The organism is Hymenobacter setariae (genome assembly GCF_007713685.1).
Taxonomy (GTDB): Bacteria; Bacteroidota; Bacteroidia; order Cytophagales; family Hymenobacteraceae; genus Hymenobacter; species Hymenobacter setariae.
Genome location: NZ_VMRJ01000001.1, coordinates 797,593 through 822,638 on the forward strand (window position 1 = coordinate 797,593; position 25,046 = coordinate 822,638).

Annotated in this window: 17 protein-coding genes; 4 read left to right on the forward strand and 13 right to left on the reverse strand. The window is 61.5% G+C overall.

Annotated features, from left to right (window positions below; genetic code table 11):
• Position 1 precedes the first annotated feature (1 nt).
• The 4 genes from FNT36_RS03440 to FNT36_RS03455 form a co-directional block, all read right to left on the reverse strand.
• Positions 2-1,162 (reverse strand): TlpA disulfide reductase family protein, encoded by a 1,161-nt coding sequence (locus FNT36_RS03440; RefSeq protein ID WP_144844378.1) that lies wholly within the window; start codon positions 1,160-1,162, stop codon positions 2-4.
• 175 nt (positions 1,163-1,337) lie between these two features.
• Complete coding sequence (locus tag FNT36_RS03445) at positions 1,338-2,750, reverse strand: RagB/SusD family nutrient uptake outer membrane protein (protein ID WP_144844380.1); 1,413 nt, start codon at positions 2,748-2,750, stop codon at positions 1,338-1,340.
• A 25-nt stretch (positions 2,751-2,775) separates the two neighbouring features.
• Positions 2,776-6,105 carry a TonB-dependent receptor gene (locus FNT36_RS03450; protein WP_144844382.1) on the reverse strand — a complete coding sequence of 1,110 codons (3,330 nt, stop codon included), beginning with the start codon at positions 6,103-6,105 and terminating at the stop codon, positions 2,776-2,778.
• A gap of 136 nt (positions 6,106-6,241) precedes the next feature.
• Positions 6,242-7,387, reverse strand: a complete 1,146-nt coding sequence (locus FNT36_RS03455; RefSeq protein WP_144844384.1) for a FecR family protein — start codon at positions 7,385-7,387, stop codon at positions 6,242-6,244.
• A 207-nt stretch (positions 7,388-7,594) separates the two neighbouring features.
• On the opposite strand from FNT36_RS03455, the gene FNT36_RS03460 reads away from it, so the two are divergent.
• A complete protein-coding gene (locus tag FNT36_RS03460; RefSeq protein ID WP_144844386.1) occupies positions 7,595-8,170 on the forward strand; it encodes a sigma-70 family RNA polymerase sigma factor in 576 nt (191 codons plus the stop codon).
• 17 nt (positions 8,171-8,187) lie between these two features.
• Here the strand turns inward: FNT36_RS03460 and FNT36_RS03465 are convergent, their stop codons facing one another.
• The 6 genes from FNT36_RS03465 to FNT36_RS03490 all read right to left on the reverse strand — a co-directional run bounded on the left by FNT36_RS03465 (position 8,188) and on the right by FNT36_RS03490 (position 18,568).
• Positions 8,188-10,665: a TonB-dependent receptor gene (locus FNT36_RS03465; RefSeq protein WP_144844388.1), complete on the reverse strand. Its 2,478-nt coding sequence runs from the start codon at positions 10,663-10,665 to the stop codon at positions 8,188-8,190.
• Between the two features lie 301 nt (positions 10,666-10,966).
• Positions 10,967-11,416, reverse strand: a complete 450-nt coding sequence (locus tag FNT36_RS03470) for a nuclear transport factor 2 family protein (protein ID WP_144844390.1) — start codon at positions 11,414-11,416, stop codon at positions 10,967-10,969.
• Positions 11,417-11,499: 83 nt separating this feature from the next.
• Complete coding sequence (locus FNT36_RS03475; RefSeq protein ID WP_144844392.1) at positions 11,500-12,333, reverse strand: AraC family transcriptional regulator; 834 nt, start codon at positions 12,331-12,333, stop codon at positions 11,500-11,502.
• Positions 12,334-12,598: 265 nt separating this feature from the next.
• The gene (locus tag FNT36_RS03480; RefSeq protein WP_144844394.1) at positions 12,599-14,104 is read right to left on the reverse strand and encodes a RagB/SusD family nutrient uptake outer membrane protein; all 1,506 of its coding nucleotides are present in this window, start codon (positions 14,102-14,104) and stop codon (positions 12,599-12,601) included.
• Between the two features lie 8 nt (positions 14,105-14,112).
• The gene (locus tag FNT36_RS03485) at positions 14,113-17,328 is read right to left on the reverse strand and encodes a SusC/RagA family TonB-linked outer membrane protein (protein ID WP_144844397.1); all 3,216 of its coding nucleotides are present in this window, start codon (positions 17,326-17,328) and stop codon (positions 14,113-14,115) included.
• Positions 17,329-17,485: 157 nt separating this feature from the next.
• Positions 17,486-18,568 (reverse strand): glycoside hydrolase family protein, encoded by a 1,083-nt coding sequence (locus tag FNT36_RS03490; RefSeq protein WP_144844399.1) that lies wholly within the window; start codon positions 18,566-18,568, stop codon positions 17,486-17,488.
• Positions 18,569-18,792: 224 nt separating this feature from the next.
• Here FNT36_RS03490 and FNT36_RS03495 point away from each other — a divergent pair, with 224 nt between their 5' ends.
• On the forward strand, positions 18,793-19,626 hold the full coding sequence (locus tag FNT36_RS03495) for a helix-turn-helix domain-containing protein (RefSeq protein ID WP_144844401.1): 834 nt from the start codon (positions 18,793-18,795) through the stop codon (positions 19,624-19,626).
• A gap of 152 nt (positions 19,627-19,778) precedes the next feature.
• Positions 19,779-20,516 (forward strand): SDR family oxidoreductase, encoded by a 738-nt coding sequence (locus FNT36_RS03500; protein ID WP_144844403.1) that lies wholly within the window; start codon positions 19,779-19,781, stop codon positions 20,514-20,516.
• Positions 20,517-20,624: 108 nt separating this feature from the next.
• Here FNT36_RS03500 and FNT36_RS03505 read toward each other — a convergent pair whose 3' ends face one another.
• The gene (locus FNT36_RS03505) at positions 20,625-21,443 is read right to left on the reverse strand and encodes a rhamnogalacturonan acetylesterase (RefSeq protein WP_144844405.1); all 819 of its coding nucleotides are present in this window, start codon (positions 21,441-21,443) and stop codon (positions 20,625-20,627) included.
• A 195-nt stretch (positions 21,444-21,638) separates the two neighbouring features.
• On the opposite strand from FNT36_RS03505, the gene FNT36_RS03510 reads away from it, so the two are divergent.
• Entirely contained in the window at positions 21,639-22,667 is a 1,029-nt protein-coding gene (locus FNT36_RS03510; protein WP_144844407.1) for a glycoside hydrolase family protein, read from the forward strand.
• Between the two features lie 126 nt (positions 22,668-22,793).
• On the opposite strand, the gene FNT36_RS03515 is transcribed toward FNT36_RS03510, so the two are convergent.
• On the reverse strand, positions 22,794-24,122 hold the full coding sequence (locus tag FNT36_RS03515; protein ID WP_144844409.1) for a rhamnogalacturonan acetylesterase: 1,329 nt from the start codon (positions 24,120-24,122) through the stop codon (positions 22,794-22,796).
• Between the two features lie 143 nt (positions 24,123-24,265).
• Positions 24,266-25,042: a rhamnogalacturonan acetylesterase gene (locus FNT36_RS03520; protein WP_144844411.1), complete on the reverse strand. Its 777-nt coding sequence runs from the start codon at positions 25,040-25,042 to the stop codon at positions 24,266-24,268.
• Positions 25,043-25,046: the final 4 nt, after the last annotated feature.

Consider the following 25,046-nt stretch of genomic DNA (forward strand, 5'->3'; position numbering starts at 1 on the left):
GCTATTTGGCTGCAAATAACTGAGCTAATTTAGCTTGCAGCTCTTCGCCGCGCAGGTTCTTCGCAATTACTTTACCTTGGGGGTCTACCAAGAAGTTTTGGGGCACGGCGGCGATGCCGTATTGCACAGCCACGGCGTTTTTCCAGCCTTGCAGGTCCGAGAGCTGGGTCCAGGCCAGGCCGTCGGTTTCGATGGCTTTCACCCAGGGTTCCTTTTTGCCATCGAGCGACACGCCCAGCACCTCGAAGCCCTGGCCGTGGTACTTGTTGTACATAGCCACTACGTTAGGGTTTTCGGCGCGGCAGGGGCCGCACCAGCTGGCCCAGAAATCTACGAGCACGTACTTACCCCGGAAATCACTCAGCTTCACCTGCTTGCCATTGACATCGGCCTGGGCGAAGTCGGGCCGGGTACCTAGGGCCGTTTTGTCGTAGGTCGTCATAAACTTACTGACGCTGCGGCCTGGCTCCGAAGCCTTAGCCACGGGGCCCAGCTGCTTGTAGAGCTTGCTGGCCTCGTCGTAGTCGGGAAAATCGACAAAGCGCCACTGCACCACCGAGGCCGCCACTACCGAGTTGGGGTGCGCCTGCACGTAGGCCTCGGCTATCTGCTTCGACTCGGCACTAAGGGCCGCGAAGCGGGCGTCGCCTTCCTTGCGGGCTTCGGGCGTGGCTTCTTTAGCGCCAGCCGGGGTGGCCTGCTTCAGCATTTCATAGATGGGGCCAGCTTTCATCGTGATGGCCTTCCACTGCTTGTCGTAGGTGGCATACTCGTCTTGCGTGGCCGAGCCCTTCACTACGGGCGCCTGCTGGGCATCAGCGGGCAGCTCTACCGTAAGCGGATGGTTTTCAACGAACAAGCCAGCGTAGCGCTTCACGGCCGGCAGGCGCAGCCCGTACCAGGTGGGCTCGGCCACGCGCCCTTTAAAGGCAAACTGATTGCCTTGCACCGTGGTCGAGTCTTTGGTGGGAGTCGTTCCGAAGCTCATCAGGTACACCTTGGTGCCGTCGGGGGCATCTACTTTGCCTTGCAGGGTGTAGCCAGCGGTAGCGGGCTTCGGCTTGGGGCGCGCGGCTACCAGTTTTTTCTGGGCAGCGGCCGAGCCAGCCGTAAGCAGGGCAGTGCTCAGCAGTAGGGCGCCTAGGTTGCGGGAATAAGTCATGGTTGAAAAGGACTAAGACTAAGTGGTGTATTTTAAAACGTAGTGGCACGGTGTATTCAAAAGCGTTTGTCATTGCGAGCGCAGCGAAGCAATCGCATCACTACGAGCCGTTCAGGTGCGATTGCTTCGCTGCGCTCGCAATGACAAACGTTTCCTTGTGCAAACCCTGACTCTGTTAATACCCAGGGTTCTGCGTCAGCGCGGGGTTAGCCAGCAGCTGCGTGGCCGGGATGGGCCACATGTTGTCGTTAGCGTCCCAGGTGGTGCCCTTATAGGCACCTAGGACCGCCGCCACGCGGCCCGTGCGGATGAGGTCGAACCAGCGGTGGCCGTACTCGGTGAAGAGCTCTAGGCGGCGCTCATTTTCCACGGCCAGCAGGGCATCGGCCTGGCCTAGGGCCGTGGACAAGGCAGGGGCCCCAGCGCGGGCGCGCACCACGTTGAGGTCGGCCAGGCCATCGGCTACTTTGCCCTGCCGGATGCGGGCTTCAGCCCGGATGAGGTACTGCTCGGCCAGGCGCAGCACTACGCTGTACTCGGTGGCGGCACCGGCGTTGGCCGTGGGTATCCGCTGCTGATACTTGAAGGGGTAGCGGTAGGTGGTGCCGGCCACGGCGTAGGAGTTGGTCCAGGTGGTACGGCGATTGTCGGGCGTGCCGAAGGCGTTGTACAACGTATTGGTCAGCTGATAGGTAGCTGCGGGCGCCACCGTGAGAGAGGACGGCACGAAATAGGCGCCCTCGGCGGTGTTAGTCGAAACGGTGCCCGCGCGACGCAGCTGCCAGATGGCCTCCTGGCTATTAGCTAGGAATACTTGGTTGAGGGCTGGCAGGGTGTAGAGCGTGGTTTGGCCGAGTACGGCGCTGGCCTGGGTTTCGGCGGCGGCCCAGTTTTGCTGGTACAGGTACACGCGGGCCAGCAGCGCCGTAGCGGCGGCCTGGTTTACGCGAGTGCGCTCGTTGCTCACAGGGTAGGTGGCGGCCAGCGACTTCTGCGCGTCGAGCAGGTCGGTGACTACGGCGGCGTACACGTCGGCCTTAGGCGTGCGGCCTAGGGTGCTGTTGGCGGCGTAGTCGGTGCCGAGCACCAGCGGCACATCGCCAAATAGGTTGGCGAGGTAGAAGTAATTGAAAGCCCGCAAAAACTTGGCCTCGCCCAGCAGCTGCGTCTTGAGGCTCACCGTGAGCGTTGTGCTGGCCGTGAGGCCGGCCACGGCCGTGTTGCACTGGTAGATGTTGGTGTAGGCCTGGCTCCAGAGTAGGCTAGGGCCGTTACCGGCCGGGTTCACCTGGTTGAGGCGGTACTCGTCGAAGGCGGTGGTGGCATAGAGCAGCTCGTCGGCTTCCAGACCCAAAAAGGTCGAGAGGGCCGCGTCGTTGGCGATGCCGGGCACGTTGGTGCCCCGCGAGGTGAGGCCGATATAAATGCCCAGCACGCCCGCCGTGGCCGAGGCGTCGGCCGAGTACACGGTGGTATCCACGACCTGGGTGGGCGGCGGGCCCACATCCAGGAAGTTGCAGGCCCCTAGGCCTAGCAAAGCCGGCAAAAGCAGCCGGCGCGAAAAACGAAATAGCGTTTGCGTTTGCATAACAAGTTAAGTTTCTAACCGACAATTAGATGGACACCTGCACCCCACCCGTGAGCACGCGCTGGGGCGGCAGCGCAAACAGCGGCACCTCGGGGTCGAAGCCATTGTAGCCCGTGATGGTGAACAGGTTCTGGCCTTGCACGTAGAAGCGCAGCCCTTGCAGGTGCCAGCCCTGCACAGTGGCGCTAGGCAGCGAGTAGCTCAGCGACAGCGTTTTGAGGCGGATAAACGAGGCATCGCCAAACACCGTGGGCGAGTTGGTATAGTTGAAATACGTGCTGTAGGCGGTGCCAAACGACGAAGTAGCCTTCGGAATGTCGGTCACGTCGCCGGGCTTTTGCCAGCGGCGCAGGGCGTCGGTAGTCCAGTTGCTCAGGCCCTGGCCGGGAGGCCCCTGGGGCACGTAGCTTCTGGCCGTCTGGCGGGTAAATTGCAGGAAGAAATCAAGGCTGAATCCTTTGTAGCTGAGGCTATTTTGCAAGCCGCCGAAATACTTGGGGTAGCCATTGGTGCGCACCTGCGTCGAGAGCGCGGGGTTAACCGTGTACAGGCCGGTGGGGCTCACGTAGGCGCCGCTGGCCTGGCCGGTGGCCGGGTCGATGCCGGTGTAGTTGTAGAAGCGGGTCAGGGTCGTGGACTCGCCCAGCAAAAACTGGCCGTTGTAGGCCGAGGCCGCTAGGTTCGGAAACTCCAGCAGCTCGTTGTGGGGCACGGTGAGCGTGGCGGCCGAGGTCCAGGTGAACTTGCCGGTCTGGATGTTGGTCGTATTCAGGCTGAACTCGAAGCCCCGGTTCAGCACCACGGCCGGAAAGTTGGCGGTGATGCTCGAAAAGCCGGTTTGGCTCGGAATGGCGAAGCCCACTAGCTGGTTATCGGAAATGCTACGGTAGTAATCAGCCGTGAACAAAATCCGGTCTTTCAAAAAGCCCAGCTCGATAGCCAAGTCCAGCTTCTTCACGTTCTCCCAGCGGAAGTTGGTGTTGCCGAGCCGGGTAGGCCTTAGGCCCAGCAGCGAGCCATAGGCCGTGCGACCGGTGGACTCAAACGTAGCCAGGTAATCGTAGTACCCACTGGTGCCTAGGTCGTTGCCAGTGATGCCGTAGCTGGCGCGCAGCTTGCCGTAGCTCAGGGCTGGCAGCGAGTTTTTGATAAAGCCTTCCTCCGAAAATAACCAGGCCACGCCGCCCGCCCCGAAGTTGCCCCAGCGGTTATCGGGCCCGAACTTCGACGAGCCATCGCGGCGGAAGGTACCGTTGAGAATGTACTTGCCCTTGAGGTTGTAGTTCAGGCGCCCAAACACCGACTGGTAGCGGTAGGTGAAGGCGTTGTCGGTGTAGTAGGTTTTGGTGCTGGCGGCGGTCAGGTTTTCGAGCACCGCGTCGGAGATGTAGTCGGTGGCCGCTACGTAGAGCTGCTCGGAGGTAGTCTGCTGAAACGTGCCGCCGGCCAGCGCTTGCAGCTCGCCCGGCCCCACTTTGTGGTTGTAGATTAGCTGCGGCTCGGCTAGGTAGGTGGTAGTAGCGGCGTTGGCAAACTCAGCCGAGGCTTTCGCTGGGCCGAACAACGTGCTGACCGCGGCAGCGGGCGTGGGGCTGAACTGCTCCATTGTCAGCCGGTTGAGGCCGGCGCTTACCTTAGCCGCCAGTCCTGGCAAGATGGTGTAGCTCAGGGCCACGTCGCCAAGCAGGTTGCGGCTGGTGTTGGTGATGCCGCGCAAAGCCAGCGCGTAGGGGTTAGTCAGGCTCGTGCTGAAGTTGAACGTGCCGTCGGCGTTGTAAGGGTTGTAGTTAGGCGGCAGCGTAATAAGGGTAGTATAATCCTGCGCCGCCTGCTTGTTGTCGGTGTGCACGTAGCCCATCGAGGCGTCGAGGTGCAGACGCCCGTTGGCCGAAGCCTGGTTGATAGCTAATCGGCCGTTGTAGCGATTGCTGAAATAATCGCCTAGGTAGATGCTGCCCTGGCGCCGGAAGCCACCCGTGAGGGCAATGCGCGTGAGCGCGGTGCCGGCCGTGTAGCTGGCCTGCGCATCGGTCACGGAAGCCGTGTTGCCAATCAGTGTTTTCTGCCAGTCGGTGTAGCGGGTTTGGTCGAAGGAAACGAGGTCAGGCGCGTTGCTGGCCGTGGGCGTAATGCCGTCATTGGCAAAGGCTTCGCGGCGGAGGGCTAGGTACTGCTCGGTATTGAGCTGATTGATGAAGCGGGTGGCCCGGCCCGCGCCGGTGTACACGCTTACATCGAGCTTACCCTGGCCGGTTTTGGCTTTTTTAGTAGTGATGAGCACCACGCCGTTGGCCCCGCGCGAGCCGTAGATGGCCGTGGCGTCGGCGTCTTTCAGCACGTCGATGCTGGCAATGTCGGCGGGGTTGATGCTATTGAGCGGGCTGTCGTAGCTGCCCTGCGGTGCAAACGCGCCGAAGGCTGCAAAGCTGTTGAGGCCAGTAGCCGCGTAGGGCACGCCATCGACCACATATAGCGGTTGGTTGCCCCCTAGGAGCGAGTTTTGGCCCCGAATCTGCACATTTACGGTAGAGCCGCCAAAGCCGGTAGAGGGCGTTACGAGCACGCCCGCCAGGCGGCCCTGCAAGGCCTCGATGGGGTTGCTAACCGGCTGCTGCGCAATGGTCTTGGCATCGAGGGTGGCCACGGCGCCGGTGTTTTCGCGCTGGGTGGTGGTGCCGTAGGCCACTACCACTACGTCGTCGAGCTTGCTCACCCCGCGCCGCAGTTGCACCTCGATGCTGGTTTGGCCGTTCAGCGCAATTTCCTGGGGCTCGTAGCCCACGTAGGAGAAGATGAGCACCACATCGGGGCCAGCCACCGTGAGGTTGTAGTGGCCGTTGGCATCGGTGGCGGTGGAGGGCGCCAGCTGCGCCTGGCCCGACTTCACGCGCACCGTCACGCCCGGAATGGGCACGCCGCTTTCGTCGCGCACGATGCCCGTGATTTGGATGGGCGCGACCACCGCCGCCCGGCTGGTCGGCTTGGCCTTCACAATAATCGACTTGTCCTCAATAGTGTACGTCAGCGCCTGGCCGGCAAACACTTGGTTTAGCGCCTCCGCGAGGGTGGCGCGCTGCAAGTTGAGCGTGACGGGCCGGGCCGCCTGCACCATCTGGGTGTTGTAGAGAAAGGTGTAGCCGCTCAGTTGCTCGATTTTCTTGAGCGCCTGGCTTAGCGGCACGTTGCGCTCCACAAGCGTGATGCTTTGGGAGGGCGTGGCCGCCTGCGCGTAGGAGGCGGTGTGCAGCTGCCCGGCCCCCAGCAGCAACCCCACGGCGGTGGCTTTTGACCAGCGCCCTAGGGGGCGTCCGGCGCCCAGGCCCAATTGGGAGAGTACAGGAGTATAATTCCTCATCGTCAGTGGTTTGGTGAAAGAAGCAGAAAGGCGTAGCAAGCAGCGCCCTTGCCAAAACCGGGGCAAGGCGCGGCCCAGAACCCCTAGGCAGGGGCGCGGGCAACCAATGGGTGGGCAGGAAAGGAAGAGGCAGGGTCTAGGGCTGCACCGTAATGCGGCGGCCCTCGGTAGTGAAGTGGACGGCGCCAGTTAGCGCCAGCACGCGCAGCACATCGGCGGCGTCTTTGTAGCGGGATATTTTCCCGTTAAAGTCCTTGTTGGTCAGCGTGCCCTGGTACTGCACGTCTACGTCGTACCAGCGGGACACCTGGCGCATAATGGCCTCGATGGGCTCGTCGTTGAACACGAAGTAGCCATTCTTCCAGGCCACCGCGTGCTGCACGTCCACCTCCCGGACCTGCACCCGGCCTTGGGGCCAACATCGGCCCTGCTGGCCTGGCTGCAGCAGCGCCTGCTGCGTGCCCTGGCCCAGGCGCACCGACCCTTCGAGCAGCGTAGCGGCCAAGGCGGGTTCGTCGTCGTAGGCCTGCACGTCGAAATGGGTACCTAGGACCGTAACCTCGGCCCCGCGGGCGGTTACTTTAAAGGGATGCTTGGCGTCCTTGGCCACCTCAAAGTAGGCCTCGCCCGTCAGCTCCACGCGCCGCTCGGCCCCGGTGAAGGCCACCGGAAAGCGCAGCGACGAGGCTGCATTCAGCCACACCTGGCTGCCATCGGGCAGGGTGAGCTGGTACTGCCCGCCGCGGGGCGTGGCTACCGTATTATATAGGAGCTGGCTAGCACTGGCAGCGCTGGCAGCGTAGCGCAGTTGGCCGTCGGCGGTTTTTTGCACTTGGCTGCCGCCTTGCTGGGCCAGCAGCCCTAGGTGCGCTTGGTCGAGCAGCACGGTGCGGCCATCGGCCAGCGTGAGCAGGGCCTGGTTGCGGCCGGGGCGCAAGGCCACCGGGGCGGCCGGTCGAGCGGGCCGCCGCGCCACGGCGGGTGCCGTGCGGTGCTGCCAGCCCCAGTAGCCCCCTACCCCAGCCACTAGCACTACCACGAAGGCTAGCAGCGCGGCCCACGGCGTGCGCCTCCGCCGGGCAGGCGCCGGCACGCCACTGTGCCGCAAGCGCTGGAAAATAGCAGCTTGCGTAGCTGCCTCGTCGCCGTGCTCGGCCTCTTGCCAGGGTAAATCGGGCAGGTCGGCGGTCCCTAGGGTTGCCTCAAAGCGCGCCCGCTCGGCGGGCGTGGCCGTGCCGGCTTGGTGCTTTTCGTACAGGTCTAGGTACTCTTCGTCGGTCATGGGGCGGGGCGCTTACCTAGAGAGAGTATTTTTCGAGCCCCAACACACACACTTCTGGTAAAGAAAACGTAATTATTTTTTCACAAGCAGCTTAACTAGGTAATTTGCAGCGTCTAATTTTTACTTGCCAGCTTTATATTTAGAGAAGCGGCCCGCACGCTTTGCTGTATCGGCCCGCTTTTCGGTTCATCTCCGCCCTACCCCGCCATGCCCATCCCGGATGCTGCTTTGTGGGAAGCTATTCAGGCCGACGCCGATACGGCGGCTTTTGCTACGCTTTATGAGCGCTACTGGCGGCGCTTGTTTACGGCGGCTTTTGCCCAGCTCAAGGACCGGGAAGCGTGCCAGGAAATCGTGCACGATATCTTTCTGACGCTCTGGACTGAGCGGGCACGCTTGCAGATTCAGGCCTTTCCGGCCTACCTAGGGGCCGCCGTGCGCTACCAAGCGGCACGCCACCAGCGGGCCCTTAGCACCAGCCCCCTACGCTACGCCGATGCCCTCGATACCCTGAGCACCGCGGCCGACTACAACTACGGCGAAACCCAGCTGCTGGGCCTCGACCTGGAGCAGCGCCTAGCCGCCGCCCTCGGCCAACTACCACAGCGCTGCCAAGAAATCTTTCTGCTGAGCCGCATGCAGCACTTCTCCAACGATGAGATTGCGGAGCGCCTGCACATCTCGCGCCGCTCGGTCGAAAACCAGCTCACCACGGCGCTGCGCCACTTGCGCCTCACACTCAAGTGCATGGGCGTGCTGTGGGTGATTCAGAATCTAGGATAGTTCGCGTGAGGCGCCCTCTACAACGCGTAGCCCAGCGTGAGCAGAAAATTGCGCGGCGCGCCCGGAAACAAGCGGATGTAGTCGTAGCCCCCGACCCAGTAAGTGCGGCCGGCTAAGTTGTTAGCGTTGAGCTGCATCGTGACGCGACCGGTGCGGTAGTAGAGCGCCGCATTGAGCAAGAAATAGCTCGGAATGGTCTGGGTTGTGTTGAGCGAGAGCGTGCGCACCGTGGCTAGGTTTGAGCCGAAACCGATACCTAGGCCACGCAGCGCGCCCCGGTCGAGGGTGTAGCGCGTCCAGAGGTTGGCAAGGTGGCGGGGGGCGTTGGGCTTTTGCGCACCCACCTCGGCGGCCACCGGGCTCTCGGTAATGCTGGCTTCGTTGTAGGCGTAGGAGGCCGTTACGCTCCAATTCAGCGAGAGCTGACCTAGGACGTCAAATTCGAGACCTTTTGATTCCTCCGCGCCTACCTGGCGCAGTAGGTCAGGCTGGCTGGCGTCGTTGGCATTGTAAAGCACGTTGGTTTGGCGAATGCGGTAGGCGGCGGCCGTGATACTGAGCCGATCTTGCAGCCAGCTCGACTTGCCGCCCACTTCCAGCATATTGCTTCTCAACGGGTTGAAGGGGCCGCCCGCGTTGGGATTAGCGATGGTGGCCGCCGTTTGGGGGTTGTAGCCCTGCACGTAGGTACCGTATAGGTTCACGTGCTCGTTGAGGGTGAACACCAGCCCGGCGCGGGGCAGCAGGGCGTGCTGGTTCACCTTGGTTTCGGCGGCCGTTTTGTAGCCCACTAGGTCGGTGTAGCGCTCGTAGCGCAAACCCAGTAGCGCCTGAACGCGACCTAGGCGCAGTTGGTCCTGCACGTAGCCGGCGTGTAGGTTGTAGTAGGTGGGGTCGAAGGAACGGGGCGTGAAAAAGAGCTTGCTATCATCCTGCATGCGCTGCGAGCCTAGCACGTCGGTGAGGTCGAAGTGCGGCACGTTGGGCACGGGGTTGCCGCTGGCGTCGAGCAGGTAGCGGGTGCGGTTGGCGGGCACGTAGGTGGCGATGGCGGCCGTGTTGGCAGCGTTGCGGTAGCCAGCGGCCGTAAGCTGCGAGGCGCCGGGCGGCAGGGTTTCGCTGCCGTAGTCGTAGCCCAGCACGAGGCGGTGGGCCACCGGCCCGGTTTGCAGGTCGTAGTTGACGAAGGCCGACAGGTTGTCGATGTAGCGGCGGCGCTTGCGGGCGAAAACCTGCATGGCCACCTTACTGTCAATGTCTTGCCCCGCTGCGTTTTGGGCGTAGGCATTGGCGCTGCGGTGCTCGTAGAGGTCTTCTGCGTAGCCAGTTTTGATGTAAGAAAGGTTGCCCGTGAGGCCTTTCGTAAACTGGTGGCTCAAAGAACCGGTTACGTTGTAGGTCTGCTCGTTGAGGTAGTCGTTGCCGGTGGCCAGCGACTGCGACGTGGGGGTCGAATACAGGTCGTTTTTATAGGTCGCCTGGCCGCGGTCGAGGCGGCTGTTCGAGTTGTTGTACACAATATCGACGTTGAGTCGGGTGCGCGGCGAGGGCAAAAACGAGAAGGACGGCGCAATGACCAAGTTGCGGTCAAACTGTAAATCGCGGAACGACTGCGCGTCCTCGTACCCTAGGTTGAGGCGGTAGAGCAGCGTGCTGTCCTTGCTCATGGGACCGGTAAAATCGGCCAGCGCTCGGAAGTTTTGGAAGCTGCCCAGCGATACACTCAGCGACTTGCGGTTCTCATTCAAGGGCTTCTTGGTCACGCGGTTGAGCACGCCACCGGGGCTGGCGTTGCCGAACAGCGCCGACGATGGACCTTTCAGCACTTCTACCCGCTCGAGGTAGTTGGCCAGCGGCTGCTTCCAGAAGCCGGTGCTGGTGCGCAAGCCATTCAGCAGCTGCGTATTGCTCTGCCCATTCACCCGGAAGCCGCGAATCACGATGTCGTCGTAGAACGTGAACTGGGTGACGCCGCTAAAGTTCTTCACTACCTCGCCTACCCGCATCAAACCCTGGTCGGCAATAAGCTCCTTGCTGGCGTAGGACACGGACTGCGGCAGGTCTTTAATCTCGGTTTCCGACTTGCTACCTAGGAAGGTGGCCTTGGTACGGTAGGTAGTTTCCTTACGGCCCAGCACCTCGACTTGCTGCAAGGCCTGGTGGGCGTTTTGCAGGGTAGCGGGCAGACGCAGGCCGTGAATGGCGGGCAGCGTGAGCGTGCGGCGTTGGGCTTCGAAGCCCACATAAGTCAGGCGAATGGTGTAGTGTTGGCCTGCGACTAATTGCAGCTCGTAGCGGCCTTCGGCGTCGGTGGTGGTACCTAGGGTAGTGCCCTCCACTACCACGCTCACGCCGGGCAGCACTGCGCCAGCGGCATCTTTTACCTGGCCTTGCAGTGTACCAGCGGGCAGGCTCTCAGCTGCTTGTATTTGCTGTCCCCAGGTAACGTAACAGCAGAAAACGAAGAGAAAGAACGTACAGAAAAAGTGCCGCATGCCTTATTTAGAATGATTAAAAACAAGGCAAAGGTATTCGGACCGTCTACGAAAGCAAGCAAATGGGTAAAAGAATAGTACCACGAGCACTGGCAGCAGCGCCTAGGCTATAAGCTGGAGCACTCAGAATGATTAACTTATCTGTGGTCAAAATTTTACCCCTACCCCACTCACCAAGCCGCCTTCCGCAACCACCCGGCCCGAAAGCAAAAAGCGGCCGCCCTAAGTAGGGCGGCCGCTTCACTAGCTGCTGTTGCTAAGCATAATGGCTCTGAGCTATCCTACGCAGGCCGGCGCTTAGCTACTTCACGGCAACAATGCTGGCTTGCCGGGCGGTGAGCCGCCAGCCCGCTTTCGTTTTCAGCCAAACGTCGGTGTACTGCCGGGTTTCTACTTTGCCGGCAAACTGCGTGGCCCGCTGCGGCGTCACAGTTTCATGCCCCATAGCAATGGCTAGGTTGTCAACAAGTGTCACGCGCTCCACTACACGCTCGACCGTCGAGTAGTCGAGCTGGCCCCTGCGCATAAAGGCGAGAATTTGGGGCCGCGTCACGATTTGATTGTAGGGGTTGTTGACCACGAACTCGTGGTGCCAGAGCTGGCGCAGGGCCAGGGTATCGCCCCGCTGCACGGTGGTGATTTCGAGTGCTTCGAGCCGCCGGATGTCGGCTTCGACGGAGCGTTGGGTTTGGGCCCACGCGGGGGCCGCGCAAACGAGCAGGGCAATGCCCAAGCCGAAAAGCTGCTTCATGGAACGTGCGGAAAAGGGTGGTGGAATACTAGCCCAAACCTACCCACCAGCCGCACCGGGGTAGTGGTAAAAAATCCGCATTCTTAGCCCCCCAGGCGCGCCAGCCGGTCGGGGGCCTGCGCCTGGGCCAGCAATAAGGCGGGCGGGGTAGCGTGGGCAAACTGCCGAAAGTCTTTCCCTAGGTGCTGGTAATCGTAATAGCCGCAGGCCACGGCCACGTGCAGCCAGTCTAGCTCTGGGTGGGCGTGCTTGAGGGCGTGGGCACGGCTGAAGCGAGCGATGCGCGCATACAGCTTGGGACTCACGCCGAGCTGCTGCACAAACCGCCGCTCTAGCTGGCTCACCGAGAGGCAAGCCTCCTGGGCCAATTGGTCGAGGGAGTAGCGGTGGGGAGCGGCCGCCAATGCGCGTAGGGCGCGGTCGAAGGGCTCAAACGTGATGCGCAGCCGCTGAACCCGCCGCCAGAGATACGCCTCGACTTGCGCCAGGATAGCTGCGTAGGTGGGGGCATTAACGAGCTGCTCCTGCACCTGGCGGATTTCGGCCGCCAGCACCGCTTCTGCATCAATGCGCGCGTTGGTAAACTCGGGCAGGGGCAGGCGCAGAAACTTGGTCAGCACCCCGGGCTGAAACTGCACGGACAGCATCCGGAAGGGGGAGCCACTGTAGAAGTCGAACCGGGTAGACTGGATGCCATTGAGCGCGATGGGCGCGTACACGGTGCGCGTGCCCGAGTCGAGGTGGCTGGCCGTTACGTGCCCGTGTAGGTAGAACACCAGGCACTGCTCGGTATTGGCCGCCAGGGCTTTCACCGGCACCACCTCGCCGGGCCCGGCCACTACATCTAGCAACAGCAGCTCCCGGATGAAAGGCCGCAGATGCACGGAAGGAAGACAGGTATGATAGTAGACATCCATCACTGCTGGCAAGGTGCCTATCTGCTGCCCGCGCTTCTTGCCGTAAGGGAAGATACGTAAAAGATTTTGCGTTAGCGGTAGCGTTAAGGACTCGCGAGCACGCTCCCAACCGAGTCACCTCCTACCAAGAGCATGTATAGAACTGAAAAACGGTCAGGCTGAGTTTGCCGAAGCATCTTTATCGCCCCGTTGCAAGAAGCGGCAGAGATACCTGGACAAGCTCAGCCTAACCGTTTTTCAAATTCTCAAACTCCCAGATACCCCCCTAGTAGCCGGCGTTTTGGTCATACAAGCCGGGGGCGGCGCTCAACTCATTCTGGGGCACGGGGTAAAGCAGCAGGTTGGCCGTGATGGGGCGGGTGATTTTGGCGCTCACATCGTCTTTAAGCGCCCAGGCGTTCATCACGTCTAGGGCTAGACCTGAGCGCACGAGGTCGTTCCAGCGCAGGTTTTCGCCGGCAAACTCGCGGCGGCGCTCCTCCATGAGGCTAGCCAGCGTGAGGCCAGTGAGGGCGGGCTGGGCAGCGCGCGTGCGGATGGGCGCAAGCAGGGTAGCCGCATCGGTGGCCGAGCCACCTACGCCGCGCACCTGGCATTCGGCCTTCATCATCAAGATGTCGGCGTAGCGCATCACGATGAAGTTGATGGGCCAGTCGCCCCGGCCCGTGCCGCGGCCGGTGGCACTGAAATACTTCTTGTAAAACGGCCGGATTTCGGTGATACCCGCCTGGGTATAGCCCGTCGTTAGAATGTTGAATGTCTTGCGGGTATCGGTAGTGGCGTAGGAGGTATTTACCAAGTCATTAGAGCAAGGTTTAATCTCGACCGAGCCGGCCCCGAACGGCAGGCCGCTAAACGTGTAGTAGGAGTCTGGAATCACGACGTTGGGAAACGACCCACCCAGGCCCAGCGACGCATTCGAGATATACTGAATGTCCCACAGCACCTCGGCGTTGTTCTCATTGTTGTACGCGAACACGTTGGCGTAGCTCGGCAGCACCGAGTAGCGCCCGCTGTTGATGATGTCATTGAGCAGTGGTAGGGCTTTGTCGTACTCTTTGCTGTCTAGGCCGGGGCCGTTGATGCCATAGGTGGGGCCCGAGCGCGTGAGGTAGGTGAGCGCCAGCAGGCCTTCAGCGGCGTACTTGGTGGGCCGTCCTAGGTTGGCCGCGGTGTAGGTGGTGGGCAGGTTGGCAACGGCCGTTTGCAGGTCACTGATAATGAGTTCGTACACTTTCGTTACCTCGCTGCGGGGCGTGGAGGCCACTTCTTGCGGGCCTAGGGCCTTGTCTAGCACTGGCACTTTGCCAAACTTGCGCACCAAGTCGAGGTACATGAAAGCGCGCAAGAACTTGGCCTCGCCCTCGTAGCGGGTACGCAGCGAGCCAGTGACGGCACCATTGGTGGCCAGCTGGTCGAGCAGGGTATTGGCCCGGAAGATGGTCAGGTAGTCCGAAGTCCACGCGTCGGCCACGTAGGGGTTGATGACCAGCAGCGAGGCCGAGAAATTGTTGATGGGGTCCCAGTCGCGCGAGCCAATAGCGCTGATAGCGTACATGTTATCCGAGCGCGCCTCCGACAAAATCACTTCCCGGTCGGGGTAGCCGCGTAGGGTGTTGTACACGGCCGTCATGGCCTGGTCGAAGTCGGTAGCGGTTTTGTAAAACGTATCTACCGACCCGTTGGAGATAGGAACTTGGTCGAGGTCTTTTTCGCAGCCGCCCAGTGCGAGGCTGCACGCGGCCGTAATGAGTAAGAATAAGCGCTTCATGGGAATTCTTAGAAAGAGAGGTTGAGGCCCAGCACCAGCGACTTAGCCAGCGGCAGCCCGCCGTAGTCGGAGCCCGACACGAAGTTGCCGGTGTTGCTGGTGTTCACGGCGTCGGGGTTCAGGCCGCCGTAGTAGTTGTCGTGGCCAAAGAAGTTTTCGGCCGTCACGTAGAGGCGGGCGCCCTGTGCGACGCGCTTATTGATGAGGCGCCCTAGGTCGTAGCCCAGCGTGATGGTGCGCACCCGGAAGTAATCGGACGAGTACAGCCAGTCGGTGTTGCGGATGAAGCCGAAGCTGCCGGTGGCTTTGCCCTTCACGCCGTCGCCGGGGTTGTCGGCCGAAAACCAGCGGTCGCGCACGCGCCCTAGGGCGTTCTCCTTATAGCCCACGCTGGTGCGGTCGATGGCGCGGCCCAGGGTTGAGTAAATTTTGCCGCCGTTCTGACCCTGCACCAAGAAGCTCAGGTCGAAGCCTTTGTAGCGCAGCGTGTTGGTGATGCCCCAGGTGTATTTGGGGTTGGGCTGGCCCACCACCTGGCGGTCTTTGCTGTCGATTACACCGTCGCCGTTGTAGTCTTCGTAGCGGGGGTCGCCGGCGGTTTGGGCGCCGAAGCGGGCTACCCCCCCATCGACGTCAGCTTGGGTCAGAATGCCGGTTTGCTTCACCACAAAGAAGCTGTACACGGGCAGGCCCACTTGCAAGATGTTGCTGGGCGTGTCGAGGCCGTTGGGCACCTCGATGGTGGCATCGCCGGGCCCTAGGTGCACTACTTTGTTCTGGTTGTGGCTCAGGTTGAACGAGGTATTCCAGGAGAACTCGCCTTGTAGGTTGCGCGACGATACTTCCAGTTCCCAGCCCTTGTTCTGCACCTCGCCGATGTTGGTGAGGTAGTTAGTGTAGCCCGAGCCCGAGGGCACTGGCACGTTCAGGAGCAGGTCTTGGCTGGTTTTGGTGTAGTAGTCGGCCGAGGCCGTGATGCGGTTCTGGAACAAGCCAAAGTCCACCCCGAAGTCTACGGTGCGGTTGCGCTCCCATTTCAGCAGCTCATTGGCGGCGCGGTTGGGGGCTTGGCCGGTGGCTTGCGCGCCCGCGTTGCCGCCGAAAACGTAGTTGTAGAAGCCTAGGGTGGCAATGCTGCTGTAGTCACCGATGTTGTTGTTGCCCGAGTAGCCGAGGCTGGCCCGCAGCTTCAGGTCGCTGAGGGTGTTGTTAATCGGCTCCATAAACTTCTCTTGCGAGATGCGCCAGCCCGCCGACACGGCCGGGAAGATGCCCGAGCGGCTATCGGCGCCGAAGCGCGACGAGCCATCGCGACGGATGCTGGCCGAGAGCAGGTACTTGCCATCGAAGCCGTATTGCACGCGGCCGAAGTACGAGAGCAACACGTTCTGCGTCTCCGTATTAGCCGACGACACCACGATGGCCGCAGCTCCGTTCAGGGTCGTCACGGAGTTGTTGATATACCCGCCCGACGAGGCCAAGCTGGCGTCGTTTTCGAGCTTCGAGAAGTTGTACGACTGGCCCACCAGCACCGTGAAGTCGCTCTTGCCCACCACCTTGCTATAGGTGGCAGTGTTCTCGTTGGTGAAGGTGCGGCGGTGGTAGGCACTGTACGAGCCCGACGCTAGCGACGTAGTGAGGGTGCGAGTAGGCGGCGAAAACGACTTCGAGGTCACGTCGCTGTTGTCGAGGTTCAGCGTCGAGCGGATGCGCAGGCCGTTGATGGGCTGGTACTCGGCGTAGGCGGTACCTAGGGTCCGAAAATTGCGGCTATCGCCTTGATACGCTTTAATAACGGCAATGGGGCTGGCCGTGCTCACGCCCCAGCGGTAGGCCTCATTTTTGCCATAGGCGGTGTTTACGCCCGCGGTGTCTTCCACCACCGGCGTTTCGGACAGCAGTTGGTGAAAGCGATTGTCCTTGCCCTCGATGCCGGGGTCGACGGAGATGGAGTACGTCGGCGTCAAGTTCAGGCCAAACTTGAACTTGTCGTTGGCTTTCACTTCCACGTTGGCACGGGCCGAGTAGCGCTTGTAGTCGGTGCCGATGGCGAAACCCTGCTGCCGGTTATAGTTGCCCGACACGTAGTAGTTGACATTAGGCGTCGAGCCAGCGGCGCTCACCTGGTAGTTCTGGGTGCCGCCGGTGCGGTACAGCTGGTCTTGCCAGTCGATGTACTGCAGGCCGGGGTGGCCCTCCTGCGCCCAGCGGTCGTCCAGCATCAGGTCAGGGTTCACGTTGTTGCCGGTGAGGCCCAGAATCTGGCGGCGCTGCGCGGTGGTTTGGCTGGCCGTGCGGCCGGCGCCCGACTTTACCCAGTTGTTATTGATGATTTCGGTGGCGCGCGCCGTCCACTCGTCGCCGCTCAGCAAGTCCAGTTTTTTGGCCGCCCGCGAAATACCCGCAAAGGCATTGACGCTGATTTGGGCCTTGCCGTTCTTGCCGCGCTTGGTAGTGATGAGCACCACGCCATTGGCGGCCCGCGAGCCGTAGATGGCGGCCGCGGCGGCATCTTTCAGTACCTCAATGTTCTCAATGTCATTGGGGTTGATGTTATCGAGCGGGTTGCCGGTCGAGTAACGGCCGCCACCGTTGGGCGCGGCTTGGTCGAGCGGAAAGCCGTCGATAACGTACAGCGGCTCGCTGCCCGCCGTGATGGAGCCCGCGCCCCGCACCCGCACCGAAAAGGCGCGGCCCGGAATGCCCGAGGTTTGCTGCACCTGCACGCCCGCCAGCTGGCCCACCAGCGCCTGGTCGACGCGCGTGATGGGGCGCTCTTCGAGCTTTTCGGCGTTGAAGGTGGCAATGGCGCCCGTAATGTCGCCGCGCTTCTGGGTGCCGTAGCCCACTACTACCACGTCGTCGAGGCTTTTGGTGTCCTCGCTCAGCTTCACGTTGATAGCGCCCGGGCCGGTGAAATTGTGCTCTTGGGTAGTGTAGCCAATAAAGCTAAAAATGAGCGTACCCGCTTTATCGGGGGCATTCAGTGAGAAGCTGCCGTCGGGGCCCGAAGTGGTGCCGCGGGTGGTGCCCTTCAGCACCACCGTCACACCGGGCAGGCCGCCGCCCTTGGCATCCGTCACGCGGCCGGTCAGCTGCCAGTCGGCCACAGCGCGGGGGTGAGAGGCGTGGGCCAGGGCAGCCACCGGAGCCACGCCCGTGAGCAGCACCGGCAGGCAGCAGGCCAGTAGCCGGCGGCGGGGCCAAGCGTATTGTTTCATCATGAGTAAAGGGTGGGGTTTATAAAGACAGAAGGAGAAAGCGAGTGATGAAAAACTCACTGTTTGGTGACCAATATTACCGGCTTGTTTTTCAGACACTCTCCTGTAGAGTACTGGCTATCGCTATTTTTAAACCCTGCTAACTACCCAGGGAATTGCGCTAGCTAAAGCGTAGCACAAACGCCGAAGCCGTACCCGCCGCCCCACCCTGCGAAGCGCAGAATAAGTACTCGGGGTGCCCATTGCGCAGCAGCAGTTGGGGGCGTTCCAAGCGGCCGTAGCGCTTGAGGTTGCTCGGGGCCGGCGGCTGTTGCACGCCGTAATTGGCCAGGGGCAGAAAGGCGATTTTGGGAAAGCTCCAGGCTTTGCCATCGGCCGACTCTAGGTAGAGTCCTACGTCCTGGCTATACACGCCCATGTCGCGGGCCAGCAGGTTAAACTTATCATGCTGCCGCCACACAAAAGCGTCTTCAAACTGCTTGTTTTGGCCCTGGCCCGAGAAGTCGATAACCGGGTTGCCGGCGTACTTCACGTAGGGGCCGCCTAGGTGCTCGGCCACGGCCAGGCCGTACTTGCGGTTACCCCTGATGGCCTGGCCCTTAGCAGCCTCATACTCGGCCGTGTTCCACGACTTATAGTAGAGCCAGTACTGGCCATTGGGGTGCTTGATAAAGGCAGGGTTGGTGGTGCAGTGGTCGTCCCAGGCGCCGGCGGGGCCGGGTAGCAGCAGCGGTTGGTCGGGGCGCGTCCAGGGGCCTTCGAGGGTGGGCGCGGTAGCCAGGCCGATGCGCTTGGTGTCGGTTTTGCCGTTGGAATTGCCCATGAAGAAGAGGCAATACTGCCCATCAACCAGCTGAATGCTAGGATTGTGGCAAGTGGTGGCATCCCAGTAGCCAGGGCCCCTAGGTGCCAGTACGGTCTCCTGCACGGCGAAAGGCCCCTCGGGGCGGTCGGCCACGGCGCGCACTATTTCAGAGCCATTGAGCCAGCCGCCCATGCCCTTCTTGGCATCCCAACGCGAGAAAAAGACGTGCACCCGCCCATCGGGCCCGTAGATGGGCGAACTGCACCACACGTAGTAGCCAGGCAGCTCCAGCGCCCGCCCCACCGGCCGTAAGTGCCGGCTGATTTTGGCAAAGTCGCGGCGCGGGTAGGCGCTCGGCGGGGCGGCGGCAAAACCGGCCCAGGCGCGGGCCAGCGGCGCTAAGGCCAAGGTAGAGAGGAAGGTGCGGCGGGTGGGCATGGGGCAGGTTGAAAGCACCCTCAAGTTGGCCCGGCGCCCGCCCGCCACTCTCCTGCACTGTGCGGGTAGGCGGCGCGAAGCTACTAACCTAGGTGGCCCGCTGAGCAAAGCAATTTCGGCCTTTTAAACAAAGTACTCCGGTTGAGGGGTGTCTACCTTTGCCTTATCAAGTAGCGCTGCTCATCGCTACAAACCACCTAGTAAACAGCTATCCACAACCACCCATGACTGCCAAAGAGCAAAACTGCTACGCGGACCTAGTAGCAGTCTGTAGCGGCGACCAACGCTACGGGGATGAGAAAACCTTTGCTGACAACGTGCTGGTGAGCGTGCTCGCTGGCGAGCTAAAAGTGGTGCACGCCAACCGCACGCACTATTGCGGCGCTGGCGATACGGTATTGCTGCCCCGCAACCAACCCGCCACCCTGCTGAAGCAGCCCAAAGATGGCCGTGCCTACCAGGCTGTGCTCATGAAGCTACCTAAGGCCCTGGTACAGGCCTACTACCGGCAGCATACCCCGGCGCCGGCCCAGCCAGCACTCAGCGGCCCGTTGCTATTCCCGAAAAACCCGCTGTTGCAGAGCGTCTTTGCCTCCCTCCTCCCCTACCTAGAGCTGGAGCACCGCTTGCCGGAAAACCTGCTCACAGTGAAAATAACGGAGGTAATCGAGATACTGCGCAGCCTCGACCCGCACAGCGATGGAGTGCTGGCCGATTTTTCGGAGCCAGGCAAGCTGAACCTGGTCGAGTTTATGGAAGCCAACTACATGTTTAACATGCCCTTGGCAACCTTCAGCTACCTGACCGGCCGCAGCCTCACCACCTTTAAGCGAGACTTCAAAAAGGCCTTCCAGCTGAGCCCTCAGCGCTGGCTTACACAGCGCCGGCTGACACTGGCGCACTACCAGCTAGCGGAAAAGCGGCGCAAGCCCGTGGACCTGTACCTGGAGGTAGGCTTCGAGAATCTAGCGCATTTCTCCTACGCTTTCAAAAAGCAATTTGGCTACCCGCCGACCGCCCTGGCCGGGCAACCGAGGCACCAGCCAGCCGCGGCCTAGACCCACGGGCCACCCTAGGGCTCGCCCCAGGCGAGGCATCGCCCTAGGTCGCTCCTATCCCTCTCCTTACTAGCCACCTCATCCTAGTCAAATTGACCGGGCAGAATGGTTCTGCCCGTTAGTTTCCTACTCACATTCAACAAGTTTCACTGATGAAATCAGCTTTGGTCACCGGCGCGAATAAGGGCATCGGCCTGGAAGTCGCCAAACTACTCGCCCAGCACGGGTTCTTTGTGTATATCGGCAGCCGCAACCTCGAAAACGGGCAAGCCGCCGTGGCAAAGCTTCAAGCGGCGGGGCTCACGAACCTCGAAGCTGTGCAGCTAGATGTCACGCAACCAGATTCCATCCGGGCGGCCCGGGCGGCGATTGGGGCTAAAACGCCGGTGCTGGATGTTCTGGTCAACAATGCCGGCATTTCGGGCGACCTAGCTCAGTCGGCTCGCGAGACCACCCTTGAGCAGTACCAAACTGTGTTTGCCACCAATGTATTCGGGGTAGCCGGCGTCACGCAGGCGTTCCTGGATTTGTTGGAGCAGTCGCCGCAGCCACGCATCGTTAATGTGAGCTCGGCAATGGCTTCCCTCACCTTGTTTGCGGACTTCGAGAACGCCAATTCTGCTTACCGGGTGCCGGTGTACCAAGCGTCGAAAACCGCCCTGAATATGTACACACTCAACCTGGCCTATGAGCTGCGCGGTACTCCTTTTAAGGTGAATGCCGTGTGCCCGGGCTACACCCAAACCGACTTTACGGGCCACCAAGGCACCAGCACGGTTGAGGAGGCCGGGCAGCGCATCCTGAAGTACGCGCTGCTGGGCCCGAATGGCCCTACCGGCAAGTACTTCAGCGAAGAGTATTTCCCGGCCCCGGCTACGTGCCCGTGGTAGGTTTGGGCAGTTTATCCTTGACCTAGGATAGTCTTTAGAGCGGCCTAGGTCTAGGATATTACTACAGCTGCTCAAAGGCAGCTAACTAGCTAGGCAGCAAGCTATGTGCTAGTTAGCTGCCTTTTTCAGGTACTTCTTCAGGCTCAGGCCCTTGGCCTGCCGAATGCCCTGGGCCACCAGCTCGGCATTTAGGCGGGCGCCGGCCTCGATGGTGTGGGTGTGGTCGGTGGCGTTGAAGTATGTGCTGCGCACAGTGGCCTCGCCCACTTGGTCGTAGCGGTCGGCGATAAGCTGGTTGAGGTCAATGAAGGTGGCGTGGCCCTGGCAGGCGGCCTCGGCGGCCCACTGGCCGTAATCGGCGCGGTTGCGCTTGACCTTGCCGTCGGCCCACTCGTTGCGCGGAATAGGCGAGCACACGATGACCGTGGCGCCCAGCTGCTGGGCCTCGCTGATGTACTGGCGCAGGTACCAGCCGTAGCTGTGCACCACTTCCTTTTGCTTGGTGAGGTAATTATACACCTCCTGGCTTTCGTCGCCGTTGCTCTTGATGGTGCCCCGCGCCCGCGTCGAGTCGGTGAGCGGACTGCTATCGTTGTGCCCAAATTGCATCATCACGTAGTCGCCGGGCCGGATTTTAGGCCGCACTTTTTCCCACCAACCCTGGCTACGGAAAGTGCGAGTACTAGTGCCGCCGCGCGCACCATTCTCCACGCGCAGCCGCACCGTGTCGAAGGCCACGGGCAGATAGTAGCCCCAGCCCCAGAGGCCGCCATCGCCCCGGCCTTGCCCGTTTTTCACCGTCGAGTCGCCGATGAGGTAGAGCGTGGGCCGGGGCTTGGGAGCCGCCATACTCAGCAGCCAGCCGCTGAGTAACAAGAGCGTGGCCAGGAGCGGCCAGCGGCGAGAAAGGGTTTTCTGGGTGGGCATGAGCCAGACGGGGAGCGGTTTGGAAAGAAAGAGCAGCAAGCAAAGTACTTGTCGAAAGTCCTTGCGGCGGCAAGTACGGCGCAGCCACTCCTAGGGGCTTCCCGCACCCTCCTGCTCGGGCGTGCCCTGCCCTACAGCACAGGACGGTGAGCAAGCGCCTTGCCGAGTACTTGCAGCTCTCTTACTTTGCGAGCGATGCTACTTTTCTTACGCAGGCGCAGCGACCTGCTTCTTCTCCTAGGGCTGCTACTGGGCTCGGCCAGCGCATGGGCGCAGCACCCCGCGGGCCGGCTGGCACCCAAGCCCCTCTACCGCGACCCGGTGTATGATGGCGCCGCCGACCCGGTGCTTATCTGGAACAAGAAAGCCAAAAAATGGTGGATGTTCTACACTAACCGCCGCGCCACCGACACCACCGCAGCGGGCGTGACGTGGGTGCACGGCACGCGCATTGGCATCGCCGAATCGGGCGACGGCGGTGCCACCTGGACCTACCGCGACACGGCCAACATCAACTACCGGCCCCAGCCGGGCTACACCTTCTGGGCACCCGATGTGGTGGAGGACAAAGGCACCTACCACATGTTTCTGACCTACGTGCCGGGCACTTTCACCGACTGGAATCACCCGCGCACCATCGTGCACCTCACCAGTCCCGACCTAGTAAACTGGCAGTACGTGAGCACCTTGCCCCTTGCCACCGACAAAGTCATCGACGCCAGTGTGTTCCGCTTGCCCAATGGCACCTGGCGCCTGTGGTACAACAATGAGCGCGACCACAAGAGCACCTACTACGCCGACAGCCCCGACCTCAGGACCTGGACCGACCACGGCCCGGCCCTACCCGACCGCGGCGAGGGCCCAAAGGTCTTTCGCTGGCAGGGCCAGTACTGGCTTATCATCGACCCCTGGAAGGGCTTAGGGGCCTATCATTCCACTGACCTCCTGCATTGGACCGCCCAGCCCACCCACCTGCTCGAAGCCCCCGGCCGCGGACCCGACGACCAAGCCATCGGCGGGCACGCCGACGTGGTGGTGAGCGGCGACCGGGCCTACTTGTTTTATTTCACGCACCCCGGCCGCGGCGCGGCTCACCCTGCGCCCCCAAACAGCATCGCGGCCAAGCGCAGCGTCATTCAAGTGGTAGAGCTGCATTACCAAAACGGCCAGCTCACCTGCGACCGCGACGAGCCGACTTATATGCAATTGAAGGCAGGGCGGTAAGCCAGACGGGAAGACCCCACCCCCGGCCCCTCCCCTCCGGGAGAGGGGAGCCCGACGACTGCGAACGTGACCTGACGTTAGGCTCCCCTCTCCCGGAGGGGAGGGGCCGGGGGTGGGGTAAACACATTAATTGCCATCCGGCTTGGTCACTGCGCTGCGGGGGCTTTCGGGCCAGCGCCACTGGGTTAGCGCATCGGGCTGGGCTGGGTCGAAAGGCGGCAGGCCGGGGTGCAGGTATTTTACTAGGTCGAGTTTAGCTGCCTTCATTCCTTCGACCACGCAGCGGGCCACCTCGTAGGCGCCGTAGGGGTTGAAGTGCGTGTTGTCGGCCAGCGGTGCGGGCTGGGCAGGGTAGCTATTGGCGGGGTAGTGCACGAAGGCCTTTTTCGACTCCTCCTCCCCCATTGCTTCGTATAGCTTGGTGGTCATGGCGTTAAGGTCGATTAGCGGCACCTTCTCCTGCTGGGCAACTTGGCGCACAGCGACCGGAAAGTCACCTAGGCTGTTTTCTACCTTGCCCCCGGCCCCAAACGAGCGCCGACTGGTGGAAGTCACCAAAACCGGAATGCCGCCTCGCTTGCGCGCCTCCGCCACATACAGCTTAAGCCGCTCGGTATAGGCTAAAAAAGCTCCGTCGTTCGGGCCTTTTTCTTTCTGGTCGTTGTGCCCAAACTCGATGAAGAGATAATCGCCGGGCTTCATGACGCTGAGCACTTTATCGAGCCGATGCGAACCAAGGAAGCTGGCTAGGCTTAGGCCCGATTCGGCGTGGTTGGCTACGGCCACGCCGGGCCCAAAGAAGCGTGGCAGCATCTGACCCCAGGCGGCCCAGGGCTCGTCGTCCTGGTTTACCACGGTCGAGTTGCCGGCCAGGAAAACGGTGGTAGCGGCCGGGGCAGGCGTTATTTCCAGCGCTACTAGCGCGCTGGGCGTTCCGTCAAACTCTAGCGTCAGCTTATCGTCCCAATCGAGCTTAGCCAATTCGCGCGGCTTTAGGCTGACCTCGCCCCCACCGGCAATGCGACGGTTTTTAACGTTGATAGTCCACGTCTGGGTCACAAACTGACCCGGCCGTGTGGACGTGGTTTCGAGCAGCAGCCGGCGCGATTCAGCCTTAATAAAATTAGAGGACGTGCCCTTGAGGTCGCCTAGGGTCACGGTCACGTTGTAGTTGCCTTCAGGTACGTTTACCGAGAAATAGAACGGCTGTGCACTGGTCACGAAGTCAGCCTTTAAGGCATCTTTGCCGCCGCGGTCTACGCCAGTAGCGGTAGTGCCGAAGTCGAAGCCGTAACCCGCTTCTTTGGTGTAAGTGGCTGTGGACTGCACCGGCTGGTAGCCGGCGGCCGCCCGGCCGGGCCCAAAGTCAAATTTAAACGCCGGCCCAGCCGATTGGGCAGCCGCACCGGTTGCCCAGCTCAGCAAGGCTGTGCTTAGCAAAAATCTGGTTTTCATAGCAAAAGGCCCATTATATCTACATCAAAGACTTCCGTCCTGCTGAAGCAGGAAGCACCTTGTTGAGTCAGAGCCGCGCGATAAGATGCTTCCTGCGTCAGCATGACAGATGGGAGGAAGCTGTCTTTTGATGTAAGCCACTGCTAGCTGGCCGGCCGCAAGTACTTGCGCAGCGCCAGCTTTTTATCGGCGCGAATGCCATCGGCCACCGATTCGGCGTTGAGTTGCGCCCCAGCAGGGCTGGTATGGGTGTGGTCGGTAGGGAAGAATTTCTTGGTTTCTTCGGGGCCTAGCTTCTCGTACTTGCGGGCTGTGCGGTCGTTGAGATTGATGAAGGCGACGCCTTCCTGCTGGGCCACCTCGGCGGCCCACTTGCCAAAGTCTTGGTCGGCGCGCACGACTTTACCGTCCTTCCATTCATTGCGCGGAATCATGGAGCAGACTATCGGTGTGGCGCCTTTGGCCTTAGCCTCCCGAATGAATTTGCGCAGGTACCAGCCGTAGGTATTCACCGTTTCGGGGTGGCCGTCGGGCCACACGAGGCTTTTGGTTTCGGGGCCGGTGCCGCGCAGCACACCGCGGCGGCCCGCCTTAGTGGTGTCGGGCACGCTGCCTTCGTTGTGCCCAAACTGCATAATCAAAAAGTCGCCGAGCCGAATGGCCGCAATGGTCTTGTCCCAGCGCCCTTCCGAAATGAACGTGCGCGTGCTGCGCCCGGCCATCGCATTATTGACAATATGCACCCGCGTGGTATCGAAGTAAGCGGGCAGCGCCGTGCCCCAGCCCTGGTAGCCGGGCGTGGTATTACGCACTGTCGAGTCACCGATGATATAGAGCGTGGGAACAGGTGCCGGCTTAGACAGGAAAGCACTGAGGCTTAATAAGAAGCCAAGCGCTAGTAATAGGCGAAATTTAAACATAGCT

Excerpts from the sequence above, each read along its gene's own strand:
- FNT36_RS03440 (WP_144844378.1), bottom strand. The coding sequence starts at position 1,162 with ATGACTTATTCCCGCAACCTAGGCGCCCTACTGCTGAGCACTGCCCTG.
- FNT36_RS03445 (WP_144844380.1), bottom strand. The coding sequence starts at position 2,750 with ATGCAAACGCAAACGCTATTTCGTTTTTCGCGCCGGCTGCTTTTGCCG.
- FNT36_RS03450 (WP_144844382.1), bottom strand. The coding sequence starts at position 6,105 with ATGAGGAATTATACTCCTGTACTCTCCCAATTGGGCCTGGGCGCCGGA.
- FNT36_RS03455 (WP_144844384.1), bottom strand. The coding sequence starts at position 7,387 with ATGACCGACGAAGAGTACCTAGACCTGTACGAAAAGCACCAAGCCGGC.
- FNT36_RS03460 (WP_144844386.1), top strand. The coding sequence starts at position 7,595 with ATGCCCATCCCGGATGCTGCTTTGTGGGAAGCTATTCAGGCCGACGCC.
- FNT36_RS03465 (WP_144844388.1), bottom strand. The coding sequence starts at position 10,665 with ATGCGGCACTTTTTCTGTACGTTCTTTCTCTTCGTTTTCTGCTGTTAC.
- FNT36_RS03470 (WP_144844390.1), bottom strand. The coding sequence starts at position 11,416 with ATGAAGCAGCTTTTCGGCTTGGGCATTGCCCTGCTCGTTTGCGCGGCC.
- FNT36_RS03475 (WP_144844392.1), bottom strand. The coding sequence starts at position 12,333 with ATGGATGTCTACTATCATACCTGTCTTCCTTCCGTGCATCTGCGGCCT.
- FNT36_RS03480 (WP_144844394.1), bottom strand. The coding sequence starts at position 14,104 with ATGAAGCGCTTATTCTTACTCATTACGGCCGCGTGCAGCCTCGCACTG.
- FNT36_RS03485 (WP_144844397.1), bottom strand. The coding sequence starts at position 17,328 with ATGATGAAACAATACGCTTGGCCCCGCCGCCGGCTACTGGCCTGCTGC.
- FNT36_RS03490 (WP_144844399.1), bottom strand. The coding sequence starts at position 18,568 with ATGCCCACCCGCCGCACCTTCCTCTCTACCTTGGCCTTAGCGCCGCTG.
- FNT36_RS03495 (WP_144844401.1), top strand. The coding sequence starts at position 18,793 with ATGACTGCCAAAGAGCAAAACTGCTACGCGGACCTAGTAGCAGTCTGT.
- FNT36_RS03500 (WP_144844403.1), top strand. The coding sequence starts at position 19,779 with ATGAAATCAGCTTTGGTCACCGGCGCGAATAAGGGCATCGGCCTGGAA.
- FNT36_RS03505 (WP_144844405.1), bottom strand. The coding sequence starts at position 21,443 with ATGCCCACCCAGAAAACCCTTTCTCGCCGCTGGCCGCTCCTGGCCACG.
- FNT36_RS03510 (WP_144844407.1), top strand. The coding sequence starts at position 21,639 with ATGCTACTTTTCTTACGCAGGCGCAGCGACCTGCTTCTTCTCCTAGGG.
- FNT36_RS03515 (WP_144844409.1), bottom strand. The coding sequence starts at position 24,122 with ATGAAAACCAGATTTTTGCTAAGCACAGCCTTGCTGAGCTGGGCAACC.
- FNT36_RS03520 (WP_144844411.1), bottom strand. The coding sequence starts at position 25,042 with ATGTTTAAATTTCGCCTATTACTAGCGCTTGGCTTCTTATTAAGCCTC.